The organism is Ulvibacterium sp. (assembly GCF_965228935.1).
Classification (GTDB): Bacteria; Bacteroidota; Bacteroidia; order Flavobacteriales; family Flavobacteriaceae; genus Ulvibacterium.
On record NZ_OZ245846.1, the window covers coordinates 196,558 to 217,950 of the forward strand.

13 protein-coding genes are annotated in these 21,393 nt (G+C 43.8%); 8 read left to right on the plus strand and 5 right to left on the minus strand.

Annotated elements, in window-relative coordinates:
- The first annotated feature begins 14 nt into the window (after nucleotides 1-14).
- Nucleotides 15-887, plus strand: a complete 873-nt coding sequence (locus ACO06Y_RS00940; RefSeq protein WP_422081949.1) for a PIG-L deacetylase family protein — start codon at nucleotides 15-17, stop codon at nucleotides 885-887.
- A gap of 9 nt (nucleotides 888-896) precedes the next feature.
- Here ACO06Y_RS00940 and ACO06Y_RS00945 read toward each other — a convergent pair whose 3' ends face one another.
- The 5 genes from ACO06Y_RS00945 to ACO06Y_RS00965 form a co-directional block, all read right to left on the minus strand.
- Nucleotides 897-2,351 (minus strand): mandelate racemase/muconate lactonizing enzyme family protein, encoded by a 1,455-nt coding sequence (locus tag ACO06Y_RS00945; RefSeq protein WP_422081950.1) that lies wholly within the window; start codon nucleotides 2,349-2,351, stop codon nucleotides 897-899.
- Nucleotides 2,352-2,517: 166 nt separating this feature from the next.
- Entirely contained in the window at nucleotides 2,518-3,345 is an 828-nt protein-coding gene (locus ACO06Y_RS00950) for a universal stress protein (RefSeq protein WP_422084225.1), read from the minus strand.
- An 18-nt stretch (nucleotides 3,346-3,363) separates the two neighbouring features.
- Complete coding sequence (hemN, locus tag ACO06Y_RS00955; protein ID WP_422081951.1) at nucleotides 3,364-4,725, minus strand: oxygen-independent coproporphyrinogen III oxidase; 1,362 nt, start codon at nucleotides 4,723-4,725, stop codon at nucleotides 3,364-3,366.
- Between the two features lie 116 nt (nucleotides 4,726-4,841).
- A complete protein-coding gene (locus tag ACO06Y_RS00960; protein WP_422081952.1) occupies nucleotides 4,842-6,002 on the minus strand; it encodes an alpha/beta hydrolase family protein in 1,161 nt (386 codons plus the stop codon).
- Nucleotides 6,003-6,022: 20 nt separating this feature from the next.
- The gene (locus tag ACO06Y_RS00965; RefSeq protein ID WP_422081953.1) at nucleotides 6,023-7,381 is read right to left on the minus strand and encodes a Gfo/Idh/MocA family protein; all 1,359 of its coding nucleotides are present in this window, start codon (nucleotides 7,379-7,381) and stop codon (nucleotides 6,023-6,025) included.
- A gap of 166 nt (nucleotides 7,382-7,547) precedes the next feature.
- Between ACO06Y_RS00965 and ACO06Y_RS00970 the strand changes: the two genes are divergently transcribed.
- The 7 genes from ACO06Y_RS00970 to ACO06Y_RS01000 all read left to right on the plus strand — a co-directional run bounded on the left by ACO06Y_RS00970 (nucleotide 7,548) and on the right by ACO06Y_RS01000 (nucleotide 21,366).
- A complete protein-coding gene (locus tag ACO06Y_RS00970) occupies nucleotides 7,548-8,438 on the plus strand; it encodes a nucleotidyltransferase family protein (RefSeq protein ID WP_422081954.1) in 891 nt (296 codons plus the stop codon).
- Nucleotides 8,435-9,517: a phosphotransferase enzyme family protein gene (locus ACO06Y_RS00975; protein ID WP_422081955.1), complete on the plus strand. Its 1,083-nt coding sequence runs from the start codon at nucleotides 8,435-8,437 to the stop codon at nucleotides 9,515-9,517. Before ACO06Y_RS00970 ends, ACO06Y_RS00975 begins: the two co-directional genes overlap by 4 nt.
- A gap of 131 nt (nucleotides 9,518-9,648) precedes the next feature.
- On the plus strand, nucleotides 9,649-12,402 hold the full coding sequence (locus tag ACO06Y_RS00980; RefSeq protein ID WP_422081956.1) for a Two component regulator three Y domain-containing protein: 2,754 nt from the start codon (nucleotides 9,649-9,651) through the stop codon (nucleotides 12,400-12,402).
- 841 nt (nucleotides 12,403-13,243) lie between these two features.
- Entirely contained in the window at nucleotides 13,244-14,560 is a 1,317-nt protein-coding gene (locus tag ACO06Y_RS00985) for a DUF6625 family protein (RefSeq protein WP_422081957.1), read from the plus strand.
- Nucleotides 14,561-14,936: 376 nt separating this feature from the next.
- Nucleotides 14,937-18,005 (plus strand): SusC/RagA family TonB-linked outer membrane protein, encoded by a 3,069-nt coding sequence (locus ACO06Y_RS00990; protein ID WP_422081958.1) that lies wholly within the window; start codon nucleotides 14,937-14,939, stop codon nucleotides 18,003-18,005.
- Nucleotides 18,006-18,016: 11 nt separating this feature from the next.
- On the plus strand, nucleotides 18,017-19,570 hold the full coding sequence (locus tag ACO06Y_RS00995) for a RagB/SusD family nutrient uptake outer membrane protein (protein ID WP_422081959.1): 1,554 nt from the start codon (nucleotides 18,017-18,019) through the stop codon (nucleotides 19,568-19,570).
- A gap of 14 nt (nucleotides 19,571-19,584) precedes the next feature.
- Nucleotides 19,585-21,366, plus strand: a complete 1,782-nt coding sequence (locus ACO06Y_RS01000; protein ID WP_422081960.1) for a LamG-like jellyroll fold domain-containing protein — start codon at nucleotides 19,585-19,587, stop codon at nucleotides 21,364-21,366.
- Nucleotides 21,367-21,393 lie beyond the last annotated feature (27 nt).

Genomic DNA, 21,393 nt, shown 5'->3' on the forward strand with positions numbered 1-21,393 from the left:
CTAATTTGCGGATCATGAAAAAAGTGCTGTTTTTCGTTTGTTTGGTATTTATCCCATTGTTTATGTCCGCCCAGGAAAATCCATTGAATGTTATTGTATTTGGGGCACATCCCGATGATTGCGATATAGATGCTGGAGGTACGGCCATTCTCTTCTCAAAAATGGGACATAAGGTGAAATTTGTTTCCCTGACCAATGGCGATGCCGGGCATTATGCCATGGGTGGCGGTGAGCTGGCCAAAATTCGCATTGCGGAGGCCAAAGAAGCCGGAAAACGATTTGGGGTAGAATATACCGTTCTGGGCAACCACGATGGGGAACTGATGCCTACCCTGGAAAATCGGTTAAAGGTCATCCGTGAAATCCGAAAATGGAACGCAGATGTCGTAATTGCCCCAAGACCCAATGATTACCATCCAGATCATCGGTACACGGGTGTCTTGGTACAGGATGCGGCTTATATGGTCATTGTTCCCAATGTTGCGGCCGATACCCCTCCCTTGGAAAAAAATCCAGTTTTTTTGTATTCTGAAGATGGATTTCAAAAACCGAGCCCGTTTGAGCCGGATATCGCCGTAATTATCGATGATGTTTTTGATCAGAAAATCTATGCCATGGCGGCACATGAATCCCAGTTTTTTGACTGGCTTCCCTGGACATCCGGAAATTTGGACAAGGTTCCCAAGGATGAAAAAGGAAGATTGGAATTTTTGGCCAATTGGCGATCTCGGAAGCCCAACACGGCAACCTTGGAGTGCTTAAAAAAGTGGTATGGCGCCAAAGCGGCAAACGCAAAGCATGCGGAAGGGTTTGAAATATGTGAATATGGGAAACAACCCTCTGAAACCGAAATCAAGAGATTGTTTCCCATGCTCAAAAAAGAATAGGGTCTAAGATTAGCTCCAAAGCCTGTCCCATGCCCGCATCTTGTCCCATTCCGGGGTAGGTGCGAACAGTTTCTCGCCCTTGACGAGGTATTTCTTTACGACATCTTCATTGAGTTCTACACCAATACCAGGTTTTTCAGGTACGGTTACATAACCATCTTTTACAATAGGCCCATCAAAACCGGTTACCAGATTTTCCCAATCCTTTTTATCTACGGCATGATGCTCCAACCACATAAAGTTCTCCGTGGCCGCGGCACTATGCACACAACCTAGGAAAGATACGGGCCCAGCGGCATGGTGATGCATAAAACCTATACCATGTTTGGAGGCATAGTCCCCTATCCTCTTCGTTTCCAGGATACCTCCTGCCGTATTGGGATCCGGATGTACAATATCTACCGCCCTTGTGGTAATCAGTTCCTCGAAACCACCTTCAAGCCTGTAAATATCTTCCCCGGTCTGGGTAGGCGTGGTGGATGACTCCGTAATCTCCCGCCATTGATCGGTATACTGCCATGGAATAAGATCTTCCATATAGGCCAGATTATAGCGTTCCGAGGCCCTAGCCAACTTAATGGCCTCATTGACCCCGATATGGCCCCAATGATCGGTTCCCATGGGAATATCATATCCTATTTTGGAGCGCATTACGTCCAAATATTCCATCAACTTATCAACCCCCTTTTCGGTAATCTGTATCCTTGTAAAAGGATGCTTCGTCATATTGTATTTTGTGGACTGGTGCTGATATGGATTGTAATCCGCTTCGGGAGCATTGATAAGCGCCCCAGGTATGTCTTTAATCAAGTTAATTCCTATGTCCATTTTTAAGGCCGTATACCCTTGGTCTACCCTAGCCTGCATCCTATTGGCATACTCCACCGGATCTTTGGAAACCGTGGTATCACAATACACCCTTACCTTGTCGCGGTATTTCCCCCCCAACATTTGGTATACGGGAACATTGTAAGCCTTTCCAGCCAAATCCCATAAGGCCATTTCCACGCCGGAGACCCCGCCTCCCTGTCTTCCGTGATAGCCAAACTGCTTGATAATACCGAACAGGCGTTCCACATTACAGGGGTTTTCTCCCAATAACCTACTTTTTAAGAACAATGCATATTCCTTGGCCGCACCATCACGAACATCACCATGCCCCACAATACCCTGATTGGTATAAATGCGAACGATCGGAGTCCGGAACACGACATCACCTCCAATTTCCGCAATTCTTAAATCCGTAATCTTAAGATCGGAAGGGCTGGAATTTCGGTTAACATTCTGGGAAGCGTAGGCAATCTGATCGCTTATGCTGGCAGATGCCCCTGTAAAACTTGCCAGACTGAGACCTCCCAATCCGGCCTTCTTCAAAAAAGACCGTCTGCTTCTGGCCTCATCTTCTTTTTTCATTTTGGAATCCCCGTTCACTGCACGGTCTAGTTTGTTGGTGATAAACTTCATAGTGGTAAAATATATAGTGTTTTGTATGGATACGTATCCCAATCGTACAACCCTAGTTCAACGATGGAACAACCCCTGTAAATTAGGGATTTTTTTAATCCAAACGAAACAAAAAAGGGAAACCAAGATGGTTTCCCCTTTTCGCATCAACTAAACATAAAAATCATTAATTATTAATCTTAAAGGTAACCACTGGAATTTTTGAGTGGTTGGCCAAATCCTCCCCAATACTTCCCATAAAGAAATGGGAAAGTCCTTTCCGCCCGTGTGTAGAAATTCCAATGATATCCGCACTGCTCGCCTCACTATAATTAAGGATCCCCTTTTCAACGCTATAATCATTATAGATCTTAACTTCCATGCCCGTGTTGGATTTTCTTAAGAACGTATTTATACGATCATAGGCATCCTTAGTGCTTAAAAAATTATCCCCCGGAGTATTGATATAGACCAGGTCTAATTCTGCGGACAACATCTTGGCAAAATCCTTTGCTTTCTGGAAAGCCAATAAATTATCGTCCCTAAAATCACAGGCGAATACGAAACGGTCTATTTTAAAATCAGGCATCTCGTCTTTAATGACCAAAACAGGTACCGTAGCATTCCGTACCACCTTTTCCGCATTGGATCCTACGAATATTTCCTTGAGTCCATCGGTACCATGGGATCCCATAACGATAAGTTCCGCATTGTGTTTTTTAGCAACTTGGTTCACCTCGCTAAAAACCTTAAAATGTTTTACGATCGGAGTAATCGAGATTCCTTTCAAATACGGTTTATCCAGAAAGTCAGAAAATCTTTTTTCCGCCAATTTTATCAAAAATACGGTCTGTTCGGGATGAAATCCTTCCGAAGAGGATACCATCGCCTGGTTCAACTCCAACATATGGAGGGCCAAGATTTCCGAGCCGTGTTTTTTGGCCAGGGAGGCGGCCACTTTAAGTGCGTGTTCCGATTGTTCCGAAAAGTCTATGGGTACTATAATGTTTTTCATCATACTGCTTTTTTTAGGTTAAACTGTCATGGAAAATAAACGGGTCTCTGGTGACTTTCTATGGAGAAGAACGTCAAAAGCCATACAAATATTACGTATAAAGGGCCTTCCCTTATGGGTCACCTTAATTTGATTTGGGCGAATCTCTATCAATTGATCCAGTTCCATTTCGTGCAGCCGATCGAGTACCGAGGGCAAGGCGGGAAAATATAAATCCGTATTACTCCATGAGGTCTCAAACCTGCACATTAAATTCAGTATATGCCTTCTAATGACCTGGTCTTCATCGGTAAGAATATGACCCCTATAAATGGGAATGATGGCATTGTCCACCAGATGGGTATACTCCTCAAGGCTTTTTACGTTTTGTGCAAAACTGTACCAACTGTCACTTATGCTGGATATCCCGAGACCTATCATCAATTGGGTCTTGGAGGCCGTATACCCCATAAAATTACGGTGTAACCTTCCGGACTCCATGGATGTATAGAGGCTATCGGTAGAAAGTGCAAAGTGATCCATGCCTATTTCATGGTAGCCTACTTTGACCAAAAGTTTCTTTCCGGCCTCATACTGCTTTCGCTTTTCGTCGGCCGAAGGGATGTCCTCATCCTTATAGCCCCTTTGACCATTGCCCTTTAACCATGGAACATGGGCGTAGCTATAAAAGGCCAGTCGATCCGGCTTTAAGGCGTTGGTCATGGTTATGGTCTGTTCAATATTGGCCAAGGTCTGATGGGGCAACCCGAAAATGATATCATGGCCTATGGACTCATAACCAATTTCTCGGGCCCATTCCGTAACATTCTTGACATTTTCAAAGGATTGTATCCTATGAATTGATCTTTGAACCGTCGGGTTATAATCCTGTATTCCATAGCTTACCCTTCTGAAGCCTACATCATATAAGACCTGTAGGTGTTCCTTAGTCGTATTATTGGGATGGCCTTCAAAACTAAATTCATGATTTTCGGATCTTACGGCGGTGCTGAGAATGCCTTTGATAAGTCTTTTCAGGTTCAAGGGCGAAAAAAAGGTAGGTGTGCCCCCTCCCAAATGCATTTCCTTAATTATCGGTTTCTCCGAAAACAGGTTGCAGTACAGCCTCCATTCCTTCAAAACGGTCTCAATGTAGGGAACTTCAACATCATGCCTTTTGGTAATACGTTTATGGCATCCGCAAAAAGTACACATGCTTTCACAAAAAGGCAAATGAATGTAAAGACTAATACCTTCTGATGAATTGCTCTCTTCAAAACTACGCTTTAGGGTAGATTTCCATTCCTTACCTGAAAAAGTATCGATATTCCAATAGGGAACTGTAGGATAACTGGTATAACGCGGGCCTGGAATATTATATTTCTGAACGAGATCGCACATGGATGTAATTTCTTTAATTACAAACTTAATTTCCACCTGTAAAAAAAAATATGATAATTATCAGGTGATACGAATCTCACCCTATCCGAATAACTGCAATTTGGACATACTACATCCTAGTGAAATCCCAAAAATTCCATGATTTGAAGATTTCCCTTAAGGGCATTTCCCGGTATGGGATGCTCATTATTGAAAACCTTTAGATCTTCCTTGTCCAATAGGGTTACAAAGTCTTCGCGATATCCATTTTCATAGGGGACGACCCCCAAGTTTAACTGTAGATGGTTTCCAAAAAAATTGTACACGGCCGTTCTTTTGGAATATCCGTAATCATGCTTTTCAGAAGGTAAGTGCACGTTTTCAACTTTGTGTTCCGCGTCATATAAGGCGTATACTTTTTGTAGATAGGGATATTCTATTCGGGGTGTATTGCGGGTCCAATCCGCACCATTGGAAACCAGTAATAGAGGCCTTGGCACGGCCAGTGCTGCTATCTCAACATTATTGGTCTGATGGTTCTCTCCCTTATGGACGGGCATACCACTTTCGCAAACGCATCCCCCGAAAAAATGGGCCGAGACTTGAACAACCGGAGCAGCTACCTTAATACGATCATCCAAAGCTGTGAGCATAAAGGTCTGGGTAGCTCCACCGGAACCACCGGTCATACCAATCCGATTCCCGTCCACATCATCCCGTGACAATAGATACTCCAATACCCGTCTGCTATTATAGGTCTGCAGGGCAAGCGCAATGGGAATCGTGTGTTCTACCTGTTTGCTTTCACCGAAGCCCAGCATATCATAGGCAAAGACCACAGCCCCCATCTTGGCAAAAACTGCCGCCCGCGTCTGTACATCCTCACGTAACCTTTTGTCCGGCAAATGTCCATGTGGGCTTAAGATCGCAGCAAACTTTCCCTCCCCGGTAGAGGGCCTATATAGATTTCCGGTTATATAGAAACCCGGGAAACTCTCAATGGCAATGTTTTCTACTATATATCCATCCATTTCCCTTTTACTATGGGTTATGGGATTAAAATTCCCTTTTATTTTAGGCATTTTCTCCCATTCCATGCCACTCTTGATCCCTTCTTTGATCGTATGGGCCCTGGCTTCCCAAGAATCCAAATCATTCCATTGGGAGGCAAATTCCTTCATTTTTAGGTTGGCCTGATCCGGTGTCCAATAATGGCCCACACACAATTGGCCCTCCTGCGCCATCCCGAAAAAGCACATCATTACAACAACCAGTGTAGTCCTTATGTTCGCATCCATGGGTTTGTAAAATGTATTGGTCAATAGGTCTCCTTAATCCAATTGTAAGGTTTCCGTTTCATCCAAAGTCCATTGGTAAAATCCGGAAAATACTGTGGAGCCCCATTATTCTCTATGGAAACTTCCGAAAGCGGTGTAACTGCACTCCAGGCCGCGGCATCATAGGCATCCATAGGCGGAGCGACATTCGCCTTGGCCGATTCCACAAAGGAATTCAGAACAAAAAAGTCCATTCCTCCATGTCCCGCACCTAGGGCATATTCTCCATACTTTATCCATAAGGGATGGTCATATTTTTTAAGCCATTCATCCGCAACGTCCCAAGCATGTGGTTTGGATTTGCCTTCAATATAGATTCTATTGCCATCCACCTCCCAAAGTCCATTGGCTCCTTGAACCCGGAATCCCAAGGAATAAGGCCTGGGCAAATTACAATCATGGGTAACGATAATGGTCTCCCCATTTGCAGTTTCAATAGTAGAGGTAATCACATCCCCTTGTTTGAATTTCACTTTGGCATTAGGGTGGTTTTCCCCACCCACCTCAACGATATAATTGTGAAGCCCAATGGCCTTGGAAGCACTTGAAGTCATGGAAACAAAACGGTTTCCCCGGTTAATATCGGCCATAACGGCAATGGGGCCTAGACCGTGGGTAGGATAAACATCGGCATTGCGCTTTACGGAATGATGGGTGCGCCACTTGGCCTCCGAAGCTCCTTTTTCACCAAATTCGGCTCCCTTTCCGTAAGCATTTGTCCCATCATTGAATTTTACACCCCGAAGATCGTGTTGGTAACCGCATCTGAAATGTACCAGTTCCCCGAACACATTCTGTTTTACCATGTTGAGTACCGCCATGATATCGCGCCGATAATTTACATTTTCAAGAATCATCATATGTGTACCCGTCTTCTCGTGGGTATTCACCAAATCCCAACATTCCTCCAGTGTGTTTGCCGCCGAGACCTCCGTCCCTGCATATTTGCCGGCTTTCATGGCATCCACGGTCATGGTTACATGCCATAGCCAGGGTGTGGCAATGACGACTGCATCCACATCCGGCAGCTCTAGTAGATTCCTATAGTCATAATTGTTCTTGCCAAAGGTTTTGGGAGGCTTGCCGCCGGCATCGGCAATTTTTTGTTTCGCAATTGAAATACGGGCCGGGTCAACGTCACAAACCGCGGTAACGTTTACGTCCTTGCGCAGAAGTAAATTCTGAAGGTGATTGGTGCCCCGTAATCCGGCACCGATAAGTCCCACGTTCAATTTATCGTTCTGATACGAACCTGAAACGCCATAGGCAAATCCCGGTAACATTGCCATTCCCGCCCCTACTATGGAACTTTCCTTTATAAATCTTCTTCTTGAGTTCATACTTCTGTTTTTAAATATTGGTTTTGGAGTTTACAATGTTGTAGCTCAAATTATGAAATTTCGTATAAAATCGTTTGTATTAATCCCCTTAATTATGATCTATATCGATATATAAACCATTTTTAAATTCAAAGGACTATTTTTGATTCATCTAAACATAAAACAAATGACCTTACTTTTAATGGCTGCCGGAAGCGGAAGTCGCTATGGAAAACTGAAACAATTTGACGACCTGGGACCCAAGGGGGAGTTTTTAATGGAATTCGCCATATACGATGCACTAAAAAATGGTTTTGACCATATCGTGGTCATTACCAAAAAGGAAAACACGTCCTTTTTGTTCGACCATCTTCGGGAAAGATTACCTGCAGATGTTAAACTGGATGTACTTGCGCAGGAAGTTACCGACCTACCGGAGGGGTGCAGCTTTTCCGGGGAGCGTCCTAAACCTTGGGGCACCGCCCATGCAGTCTGGACTGCCCGCCATGTTATAAACAATCCTTTTGTGGTAATCAATGCAGATGACTTTTACGGGCAGCCCGCCTATAAAAATGCTGCCGATTTTATCAGGGAACATGAAAACGACAATACCTATGCCCTTGTGGGCTATACCCTAAAAGATACCCTTTCCGAACACGGTTCTGTTTCAAGAGGGGTTTGCCAGGTAGACGGCGACCATCTCCTGTCCGTTGATGAACGCTTAAAATTGGAGTGGGAAGGCGATGGTGTAAGAGATTATGATTCTGGAAATATGTACACTGGAGACGAGCAGGTGAGCATGAACTTTTGGATCTGTAAACCTTCCATATTCGATAAAATAGAAAGTGAATTCAGAAGCTTCCTTTCCAATGAGGAATTGGCCAGCACCAGTGAGCTTTATATTCCCAAAACCGTTCAGGAAATGCTACAGGCCGGTGAAATAGAGGTGAAAGTAGTTCCTTCCGGTGGAGAATGGTTTGGGGTTACCTACGCCAGTGACCGTGAAATGGCCGTGAGCCATTTACAAGAAAAAACGGATGAGGGACAATATGTATCACCCCTTTGGCCGGAACGATGAGCCGCTATACCCACAACGAACTCAACTTTCTTTTAGAAAATTTTTCCATAGCGAAAAAGGAGTATTCCCTTTCGCCATTGACCCATGGCTACATCAATGACACCTTTTTGGTAAAGGATGATGTTGCCCCTGTCTACATTTTACAGCGCATCAACCATGATGTGTTTCCCAATGTTTCCGGGATAATGAACAATATTGAAAAGGCGTTTTCGTTCCTCAAAAGTGACGATTATCACAATATTTCGCTCATACGGACGGTAACGGGAAAAAGTTATTACAGCCATGGAAAGGAAGATAGTACCTATTGGAGGTTAATGACCTTTATGGATAATAGCCTTGCCTACAATACCACGGAAAATCCGAAAATTGCTTTTGGGGCGGGAAAAATCATTGGTGAATTCCATCGACTGCTCTCTCTTGCCAAACCGGAAAGTTTTGTTGAAATTATTCCGGGTTTCCATGATCTGACCTTGCGGAAGAGGCAGTTTAACGAATCGCTTTCTACAGGGGCCAATGACCGGAGGCATACCGCTAAAAATGTCATTGCCTTTGCAAACAAAACCCTGGAGACCCTAAAGGAACTTGACCATCTTGAGCTTCCGTTACGTATTTGCCACAATGATACCAAATTGAACAACATCCTTTTTTCAAAAAAAACGGATCAACCGCTCTGTTTAATAGACTTGGATACCTTGATGAGCGGATTCTTTCATTTTGACTTTGGGGATGCCATACGTACCATAGTCAATACTGCTCCCGAAGATGAGCAAGATCACAACAACATTGTATTCCGAAGGGATCTTTTTGATTCCTTTATAGACGGACTTGCGACCAACGGGGCGTTTTTGACCCAGGCAGAAATCGATGTCCTGCCCATGGGTGCTGTACTTATGCCATTCCTTCATGGTATTAGGGCCTTGACGGACTACCTCAATGGCGATGTGTATTATAAGGTGGCATATGAGAATCAAAATCTGGATCGTTGCCTAAGCTTGTTCGATTTCACCCAAAAAGCCCTTGAGGAACTTGATTTCATGGAAGACTCCATTTCCAATAGGCTAAGTACTGTGGCCTTATGAGCTGATTTTTCAAAATAACCAGGGATGTCAAAAATGTGGATATTCCAATAATCCAAAGTAGCGCATGGTACAGGTCTTCTTTTCTATTTCGTATCTTGACTGTCTTTCTATACAATTGTTGAAACCAAAGCATGCGGCACATCTTACTATTCGGTGTCTTCCTTTTATGCATCCCCTTTTTGTCGGACGCACAGGAGCTGTTGCCGCCTATTCATAATTATAAGGTTTTTGAGTACAATGCCGCCGGCAAGAACTGGGGGATCGCTGTTGATGAAAATGGGGAGCTTTTTGTGGCGAACAATGAAGGCTTACTTCATTTCAATGGTGAAGAATGGACCCTGAACAAGTTGCCCAACAAGACCATTGTGCGTTCCGTGGCGTATCTGGATGGCAAAATTTTTACAGGATCTTACGAGGAATTTGGATTTTGGATGAAAAATGAAGTGGGCACCTTGCAATACACCTCTCTTACCCATCTGATCGAGGACCATGAATTTACCAGCGAGGAGTTCTGGGAAATCCTATCCTATAAGGAATCCATAATCTTCCGATCTGTTGCCGGGATCTATATCTATAAGGACAATAAAATAACGGTTGTAAATACCCCATTTGTATCCGATATGGTTCTATTTAGAGGTGAACTCATCGTGGCCGGAGGACAAAATGAACTATTTAAACTATCCAACGACCAGCTAATCTCATTAGGGGGTCAGGAACTGTTAAGCGGAAAAACGGTGACCGATATGGCTACCATAAATGATGAATTGCTCATAGGTACTAAATTAAACGGTTGTTACCTATACGATAACGAGACTCTAAAACCTTGGGAGGAAGATATAAATGAGGATTTGAAGTTCCATCAACTTAATAAAATTTTGTTCCTAACCACAAAGGAAGTGGTTTTCGGTACTATTAAGAATGGCATCTATTTATATGACATTGAACAAAAAAAGACAAGAAACATCAGTAGGGAGACAGGGCTTCAGAACAACACGGTGTTGTCCTTGGCACAGTTCCAAGACCAATTATGGGCCGGGCTGGACAATGGTTTGGACAAACTTCATATTAACACCCCAATTACCTACTACACGGACTATACCGGTACCTTGGGAACAGTGTATGATATCTTGGTCCATCAGAACATGGTATATCTGGGAAGCAATACGGGCATTTATTACTTTGACGGGGACAAATTGAATTTCGTAAACGGTTCCCAGGGTCACGTATGGGATTTAAAAACAATAGAAGATGAATTATTCGCCGGCCATAACACGGGAACCTTCAAAATAGCCGGGGATAGACTGGAAAAAATATCGGACATCACCGGGGGCTACCAATTGGTAAAGGTTCCGGAAAGTGAGAACACTTTTTTACAGGGCACCTATACCGGGGTCGCCAAATATCAAAAAAGTCAAAACGGAGACTGGCAGATAACCCGTGTCAAAGGTGCAGGATATCCTATAAAACGGCTTTGTTTTGAAGACCAACGGACCGTTTGGGCCGCCCACCCCTATAAAGGTCTATTTAGGTTTGAATTGGATCCCGAGCTAAACGAAATTTTGGAGACCAAGGAATTTGGAACGGATGTCATTGCCAACAACTACAACATAAGGCTATATAACATAAAAAACCAAATCGTTATTCAGAGCGAGGGGCTTTGGTATAAATACGATGCCATACTCGGCAAAGTTGCAATTTTTGAAGAGTTTCGGCCGTATATCCATAAAGACCTTATTTATACGGACGGTACCAATTTTTGGTTTTTGAACGGGGAAGGCAATAATGAAATTAGTTATACGGATTTAAAGACCGAGAATATATCCATATCGGAACCGACCCTTGAGCAACGGCTGGTACCGGATGCCGAAAGTGTGTTTAAACAAAACGATTCCATTTATCTTTTGACATTAAGTGATGGTTTTGGTAGGATCAACATTTCGCAACTACAGAATCGCTTGGGAAATTTCGCCCTTCCTGTCCCCAAGCTTAGTTATTTTAGGGATGGGGAACGCCGCCATTCCATTGATTCCCCGTTATTTCGTATTCCCAATAGATATGCAAAGGAAATACGTTTACAGGTATCCGCGCCAAGTTTGGTAAAGCCAAGATACTACTATGAGCTTAGTGGCCCCAGTCCAAAATCCCATATCACCGACGAGGGCACCATAGATTTTCAGAATTTGCCACATGGTGACTATCAAATCCGGATTTCCACTGTAAGTATGGACAATAAAAGATCCGCTCCCCTTACCATACAATTTGAAATAGCCCCGCCCTGGTACCTCTCCAAATTGAGCATTGCCCTGTATTCTTTGGGGTTGATCGGGTTGGTGTTTTTAGTCCGCTATTACAATAAACAAAAGCTTAGACGGAAGCATGATAAGCTAAAAGTACAATTGCAAAGGGAACAGGAAGAACGATTGGCCGCTTTGGAAAAGGAAAAATTGGAAAGGGAAATAAAACAGAAGCAAAAGGAATTGGCCCGGACTACTATGGACATGGTAAAAAAGAACGAGTTGATATTGGAACTAAAGGAAATGCTCGTACTTCACAAAAATGAGTTTTCCAACAAACAACGCTATCGTTCCCTTTCCAAAAAACTGAACAGCTCTATAAATGAGGATGAGGATTGGAACCATTTTGAGGTAAACTTCAAGGAACTACACGAGGACTTTTTTGAAAATCTGTTACAGCAATTTCCGGACCTTACCCCTAAGGATCTAAAGCTTTGCGCCTATTTGAAAATGAACCTCTCCTCCAAGGAAATAGCCCCGCTAATGGGAATAACGATACGGGGCGTTGAAATACATCGTTACCGGCTACGGAAAAAGCTTAAAATGGACAGTTCACAAAATCTTTCGAACTTTCTAATCACCCTAAAGTAAATAAAATAGGTAGTATTTGCTACATCAATACTACATCATAATTCCGTTTTTATTTACAATTCCAAAATTTTAAGCTACAGTTTTATATTGAAAATTCTTTCTTTTTAGTATGTACTAACATTTTGATGTGTTTTTTATGTAGTATTTTACCTACTTTTTTGAGTTTGTTTAGATATTTTTAATAGCATCTAAAACGATGTTTTCGTGCAGCTCTCGGCGCTACAAATCGCTCATTACCGGAAGGAACGGGCAATGCCTTTAAAAATCTTCAAGTGTGTTCGATTAACTTTCATTAGACACCTTGTTCGTTCCTCCGTGGATTTCGGTACACGGATACCCATGAAATCTTGGACCTACCACTCCTTATGAATGATTTAATAGATGACCGGAACCTGTAAAAAATATATAGCGGATGCCGAAAAGCTAGGATAGAGTAGGCATAATTTCATCAATATTCCATTATGAAGAAAATTAGTTTTAAGCGGTTGAAGGATACTTTGACTAAGAAGGAAATGAAAATGATTGCCGGTGGAGGAAGCACCGGTTACGATGTTTATGAGATACGATGTGCAGATGGGCTGCTCTCGCGTGGTCTCCCTAGTTGCAGCCCGTCCTATTACCATATCTGTGACAATCATGGAGGAGTTGTATGCTGTGCTGTTGAGGATACCGTCTGCTAGGTAGTGTACAGGGTACTTTGTTATAAAAGTGCCCTGTTAACGGTTTTGTTTTTCCCAAGGGAACGCTGATTGACCCTTATGGAGTAAAAGTTTGCAAAAGCAGGGAGAAACCTTTTTGAAATAAAGAACCTATGCCTTGAGACCAAGTTCTATTGGCTACCATGAAATGCCTTGAACTCAATGCTGAAAGAACCGACCATCCAAAGAAAGTTATAAAAAAATCATTTTATAAATCCACTGCGTTGAATTCCCTACTTCCGGGAGTAACGCGGAACAATACGTTTGCCATGCCAAAAATACTTTTACTAACCTGCTACTTTGGTAAATTTCCATGGTACTTTGGTTTATTTTTAAAATCCTGTGCCAGCAACCCTACCATAGATTTTATTGTTTTTTCAGATTGCCCAATTCCTGAGAATCTTCCTGAAAATGTAAGGATAGTGCCATTTACCATAAGTGAATTCAATCTTTTGGCAACGGAAAAACTTGGTTTTGAAGTAGCCCTAAAAAGCGCCTATAAATTATGCGATTTTAAACCGGCCTACGGCGTCATTTTTTCGGACTATATAAGGCCCTACCCGTTCTGGGGAATTACGGACATAGATATTGTGTTCGGGAGAATACGGGAATTCATGACCAAAGAACTACTGGATAGTTACGAAATCATTTCCGTACGGAACGATTATCCTACGGGATCCTTTATGCTGTTTAAAAACAACCGTAAGATCAATACGCTTTTCATGAAAAGCAGGGATTATAAAAAAGTGTTCCTGTCCGATACCCATTACTGTTTTGATGAGTGTAATTTTCGCCACCGTTTTTTGCAGGAGGGAGGTGACATTTTTGATATTGATTGCGAAATAGAAAGTATGCACCATGTCATTAAAAAAGAACAGAAGGATAACGATTTGAAAGTTCACTTTGATTTCTTGGTCATTGAAGGGCTACCAGGCCAGCTGAAGTGGGAAAAAGGAGTACTTTCGTTTAAAAACGAATTTGAGGTATTGCTATACCACTTAATCCTCTATAAAGCAAATAGGTACACCAAAAAGGAAGAATGGCCCCTTGTTCCGGACACATTCTACATTGACAAATATTTGATTAGAAAAAACGGGTTGAACTCGCTTACGGGCCTCTTAGCGGACTCCTGGTACAATGGATTGATTCCAAATCTCAATAAAATACTCTTCCAGGTAGATTACTTTCTTTCAAGTAAGTTGAACGTAAGCATGAAGGGGATAAAAGCCGGCACATATAAATTAAACAGATTCAGCGTTGAAATTTGTAAAAATTCCGCAAATGAAAATCAAGTGTATTTCAAGAAAATAAAATTTTTGAAAATGCCGAGATCTATATTTTTCAAAGATGGTTTTTTTATTCAATCGTTCACCACAAGAAGATATCGCTTCAATGAAGAAAAATACCAATTAGTGGAGTGTTGCTCTAGCGGGAACATTCGAGTTTTAAACAAAATTTGAGAAACCCTTTCATTCAAGGAAATCGTACGCTAAGTGGCCAGGATTCGTTGCGTAAGGATAAGTCGATACCGACTACAAAAGAACTCAAAATAGACAACTTGTAAAAAATCATTCCACTTCTTCTTGCAGTTCAATTGGTGGCTGCCTAGTTTTTAACAAATTCTTCAAATAGTAAAAGCAAAAAGAGATTACATCATTACCACATCACAATGTTAAAAATTTAAGTTCTCCAGACATTGCAAATACTGCAAACCCAAGGTAAATAAGCCTTTCGAGTGCAGTAGTACCTGATGTATTTTTTATGTAATCCTTTCTCAACTTGGGGCTGGTTTGTTTTATTAATTTGGCAATAATCAAACTCAATTAATGAACAAATATGAAATTAAAAAGCATTTTATTGTCGATTTCGTTTTTTATGTTCCAATTTGTACTATTCGCACAGGATATTACGGTATCTGGAACCATTTCGGACGATACGGGCCAACTGCTGCCCGGGGCCTCAATAATTGTAAAGGGGACTACTACGGGAACCCAAACTGATTTTGATGGGAATTTTTCCCTGGCCAACGTACCGACCGATGGAACCTTGGTCATCAGTTATATTGGGTATACGACCCAAGAGATTCCGGTCAACGGACAAATCACCATTAACGTAACCCTTCAAGAGGTTACCCAGGCATTGGACGAAGTGGTAGTCGTGGGGTACGGTACACAAAAGAAAGCCGATTTGACCGGGGCCATTACCACAATTAAATCGGAAGATATTACGAAAACCCCGGCAGGTGCCCCTATGCAATCCTTACAGGGCAAAGTTGCCGGTCTCCAAGTCGTTACCAGTGGTGCCCCCGGTGCAGCACCTACCATCAGGGTTAGGGGTATTGGATCGTATGACAACAATATCGGGGATGATTTTGATCCCTCTACACCGCTGTATATTGTTGACGGTGCCTTTTACGAGGACATCGATTTTTTGAACAATGAGGACATCGAAACCATTTCTGTGCTAAAGGATGCCTCGGCTTCCGCCATCTATGGTGTAAGGGCGGCAAATGGGGTAGTCCTTATCCAGACCAAATCCGGTAAAAAAAATCAAAAGGCCCAAATTACGTATGACGGCTATCAAGGTGTACAGATAGCCCAAAATGTGGTACGATTGTCCAATTCGGAACAGTTTGCCACCATAGCTAGGGAGTCTGGTTCCGATGCCGAAGCACAGTTTATTGAAAATGCCATCCAGCGTTATGGACGGAGCAGGATCAATCCCAATATACCTGCCGTAAATACGGATTGGTATGACCTGATTCTTCGTCACGCACACATACAAAACCATAGTTTGGGAGCCACCGGGGGATCGGAAAACGCAACCTATTCCCTTGGCTTGAACTATTTTGAGCAGGAAGGAGTGCTCAGGATGAAGAACGATTTTGAACGATTTAACATCAGAGGCAAGCTAAATGTAGACCTAAGTGACAGATTACAGGCGGGAATTTCGACCCTTTTTAGCAATGCCACCCGTTTCCGACCCGAAGAAGCCGCCTTCGCCTCGGCCTATTCCGCGGTACCGGTAATGCCCGTTCTTGACCCCTCTAAAACGGACGCCTTCCCTAGACCTTACGCCAATGCCCAAGATTTGGGATATAGGGGGCCACAAAATCCTTTTCCGCTCATGGAGAATACCGAAAATAGGGACAGGATTCGGAACACGTTTACGGCCCTGGATCTTAGTTATCAGATAATACCGGAAAAACTGACCCTTAAAACAGCATATTACCACAATTTTGAAACCACCGAGACCCGAGAGTTAAGGTTCCCCTATTTCTTTGGTCCCGGAGACGCTTTCAGGGAAAATGCGGAATTGATCAAAAGGAACCAGACATTCTCGGAGCAGACCTGGGACAACACCCTCACCTACAATGACAGTTTTGGAAAGCACAACCTGACTGTTTTGGGGGGTACGGCCTTTAGGGACCTTTCTTTTGAGGAATTGGAAGCAAAGGGGTTAAATTTTCCTATAGGTCCCGGAATCGGGGATGAGGCCTATTTCCTGGACTTGGCCCAGACCATTGTGGATATGGAAAACAATAGAAGGGTTACCGGGGATGATGGAAGACGGGAATATTTTCTCTCGTATTTCGGTCGTGTCGCCTATAATTTCGATAATAAATATTTATTGTACGGTACCTTTCGTGCCGATGGCACCAGTAAATACCAGGAAAAATGGGGATATTTCCCAGCCTTCGGAGCAGGTTGGGTGGTTACCGAAGAACCTTTTATGCAGAATAACGGCATTTTTGATTTCTTAAAATTAAGGGCCAGTTGGGGAGAATTGGGGAATGCCAATGTAGCCGCTAGTGAAGGGGACATCACCTCGGAAGAGGTACTTGCCAACTTTGGTGACACGCCGTTCTCTGGAACGGTCACAAGTAGCGATTTCGTAGCCTTGCGATGGGAAAGAACTGCGGAAACCAACTTTGGTCTTACGGCAAGGTTGTTTGACAACCAGTTGTCCATTGAATCCGATTATTACATAAGGGATACCGAGGATGCGGTAATTCCGGTTTCCAGACTTTTGGTGGCAGGAGAATTGAGGCAGAACGTGGGAGGAATACGAAATTCCGGTTTTGAACTGGCATTGAACTGGAACAAGCAAGTTTCACCCGATTTCAGTTATACGATCGGGGGTAATATAGCCACCTTGAAAAACGAAGTATTGGATTTGGACGGCCAGGAAAATCTGCTTACCGGCGGGGATACCGCCCAACGATCCATAGTGGGACGATCCATAAATCACTTTTTTGGACTTGAAGTGGATGGGGTCTATCAGACTCCCGAAGAAATTCAATCCGATCCCGCGGCAGTGGCCGCCATAGCAGGTGGACGCACCATAGAGCCCGGGGATTTTAGATATGTAGATCATAACGGCGATGGATTGGTCGATGCGCAGGACAGGGTAGACCTTGGATCGTATTTGCCCTCCTATACCTTTGGCTTTAACCTAGGGATCAATTACAAGGCTTTCGATTTTTCCATGAACGTTATTGGACAAGGCGGTAATGTCATCGCGAACATGAGACGTTTCGCCATACGGCAAACGCCCGATCCCAACATTGATCGGGATTTTGCCCTAAACCGATGGACAGGTCCAGGGAGCACCAATAGCTATCCCTCTGCCCGGGGAATAAAAAACTCCTGGAGCAATGAATTTTTGAACAGTTTTTTTGTCGAGGATGGCGATTTTATCCGCTTGCAGAATGTTACCCTCGGTTACACCCTACCTCAACTCACAGGAAAATTTGCACCAAAGATTCGACTTTATCTCACTGCAGAACGGCCTCTGACTTTGTTCGATTACAATGGTTTTTCCCCCGAGGTCGCCAATGGTAGGGATCAAGAAACCTATCCCATAGCCGGAGTATATACGTTTGGCATGAACATTAAAATTTAAAGAAAATAGCTATGATACACTTAAAAATAAACAGAGTACCATTGTTTTTGGTTTTGGCGGGAATGCTGTTTACCGCTTGTTCGGAGCAATTGGACCAACCTCAGCTCAATAAGGATTTTAGTGGAGGATCCGATTTTTCAAGAACCGAGGATATGATTTTTTCCCTTATTGGAATCTATCGGGAGGTCAATAGAAGAGGTTGGGAACAGCCCTTGGTCGTTTCCACTCGGGGAGATGACGTAAATGCCGCCGGGGATCAACAGGGCTTGATCAATCAAGATCGCTATATTTATGACAACTCCTTTTTCGGTTCAAGAACGTTTTGGGAAACCTACTATACCGATATCATCACGGCCCATACGGGCATGGAACAGATCGAAAGGTATCAGGAATTTGCCGATGACGCGGGAATTGTCCTGGGCAATCAGTACATTGCCGAGGCCAAGGTCTTAAGGGCATTGCTACTCTTTCAACTGTCCCAGGTATATGGAGACGTTTTTATTCCGGAATCTTCGGATCTTAGTGCTTTTGAGAATATCACCGAAGTGCCCTCCAAGGATCAGGTTATGCAGCATATTTCCGACCAGATGGACGAGGCCATTCCCCTTTTACCGGATATGCGCCCCAATGAACGTACCGATCTTCCCGGTGGGGTCACTAGATACACCGCCCTTATGCTCAAGGCGGCCGCAAATCAGGAATTGGAGAACTATCAGGTAGTGGCGGATGTTACGGGCCAAATTATCAATTCGGGTAAATTCAGTCTTTTTGATGATTTTTACGAACTGTTCAAAACACCTGGTAAGCTAAGCGATGAAAGCCTGTTCGAATTCCAATATTCGGATTTTGGACAGGGCCAGGGAGATCGTGTAGGACATCTTTACTCTCCATACGGTCCGCAATCCTGGGATCCCTCGGTCGCTGGTGCCAGTAATGGTTGGGGCTTCTTTGAGCCCACATTGAAATTTGTGGAGTTTATGTTGGACCGGGGGGAAAATGTCCGTTTGGAGACCTCCGTATTCTTCAGTCAAAGAGGAATCGATAGTTTAATTGCGACAACACCGTATTCGGAAGCCACTCTGCCGGCCATTGTATCGCCCACCACAAGGGATGGGGATACGAATACCGCAAGTGTACGATCCATATTTTCCAGTGGAAAGCATTATATGCCTACCAATCAGTTAATTCCGGGACGTACCGCATATGGAAGCAATAAGAACTATATCGTTTTTCGATATGCGGAAACCCTTTTGATGTACGCCGAAGCCTTATTGCAAGGAGCTTCCGGTTCCGGCCTTTCCGCCGATCAGGCCGTGAATCTCGTAAGGGACCGCGCCGGCATGCCTTCCTTGTCCGGAGTTACGCTGGATGATGTTGTAGATGAAAAGTATGCGGAGCTGGCCATGGAATGGGGCAAACGATTTTTTGATATGGTTCGATTGGGTAGAAATGACGAGTTGAGTTACGGAGGAAGGACTTTTACCCAAGATAGGGCCTTTGTAACCTACCACCAAGAACAGATCGATGAGTTCCCTATTTTGGGCGATGTAGTAAATAATAGATAAAAATTGTCGGAAAAATGAAAGCAATAAAGTACTGTATTACAAGTGTGGTCGCCATAGTTTTGTTTTATGGCTGCGACCAGGGTATAGATGGCATTACCGAAGTTGATCCGGGGCCGGATACCTCTGCACCCCAGATTACTATAAATTCCCCGGCCGATGGGTTATCGTTAAAGGTAAATGAAGAATTGACCAGCGTACCTATTCGGTTTGAGGCGACCGATGATATCGAATTGGGATCCGTAAGGGTCATTATGGATGGTACACAAATAGCCAGTTATTCCAGTTTTAAGGACTATCGCCGCTTCATCGTAGAGGATTTGGTTTATGATGGGATTGATGACGGAACACACGAGTTTTCCGTTTCCGCCACGGATTTGGATGGAAAGACCACTACCGAAACGACCACTTTTGTTAAGGAACCCGCCTATATACCCAAGTACACTGGGGAAATTTTATACGTCCCCTTTGATGGCGACTATACGAATCTCATAAGTTTTGAGAAACCTAGCATGGAAGGTAATCCAGGTTTTACTAATGAGAGTCTTAACGGGCCAAGTGCCTATGCAGGGGCGGCCGATTCCTACTTGACTTTTTCTACCGATCGATTTAAGAATGCGGAGTTTAGTGCCATATTTTGGTTAAAGATAAATGCAGTGCCCGATAGAGCCGGTATTTTGGTCATGAGTCCTCCCTTAAATGCCACGGGGGGTAATGACCTGACCAAAGGGTTCCGGTTCTTTAGGGAAAATGCCGGAGGAATGCAACGTTTTAAACTCAATGTGGGTTCCGGCGATTCCGGCACGTGGTTCGATGGAGGCGAGGCAGCGGATGTAGATCCGGCAGCGGATAAATGGGTAAACATGGCCTTTACCATTTCCAATACCGAGGCCGTAGTTTATATCGATGGGGAAATTGTAAGGGAAGGCCCACTTATTGGAGGTGTGGATTGGACGGACTGTGATGTACTTTCCATCATGTCCGGGGCACCGAACTTCACGGGATGGAACCACTGGTCCGACGAAAGCTATATGGATGACCTACGGATTTTTGATAGGGCGATTACGCATGAAGAAGTGCGGACCATTATTCAGGACGATTCCGGGGAAGCACCTCCCTTATATGACGCCACTTTTGATGGTGAAATGTTCTATATGCCATTTGATGGCGACTACAAGAACCTTTTTACCGATACTGAAGCTACCGTAGAAGGAAGTCCCGGCTTTGCTGGAGAAAGTGCGGCCGGTAGCGATGCTTATGTCGGTGCAACGGATTCCTATCTTACCTTTCCTACCAATGGATTGACCACAAATCAGTTCAGTGCAACGATGTGGTATAAAATAAATGCCGATCCCGATCGTGCAGGAATCCTGGTCATGGGTTCCCCTATGATCAACGATGGGGCCGACAATGACCTCACTAAGGGATTCCGGTTTTTTAGGGAAAATGCCGGAGGCAACCAGCGTTTCAAACTCAATGTAGGTTCCGGCGCCGGAGGTACCTGGTTCGATGGCGGGGAAGCTGCGGATGTAAATCCGGCTACCGGAGAATGGATTCATTTGGCGTTCACCATATCGGATACGGAAGCCGTGGTATATATTGATGGTGAAATCGTCTCCCAAGGAGCATTTGAAGGAGTGGATTGGACCGACTGTGATATACTTTCCATTATGTCCGGGGCACCGAACTTCACGGGATGGAACCACTGGTCGGACCTGAGCCTTATTGATGAATTACGCCTTTACGATAAGGCATTGACACAGGAGGAAGTACAAAATATCAGGGATTTCGATCTGTAAAAATAGTTGTAAGTTAGTTTGAGTTAG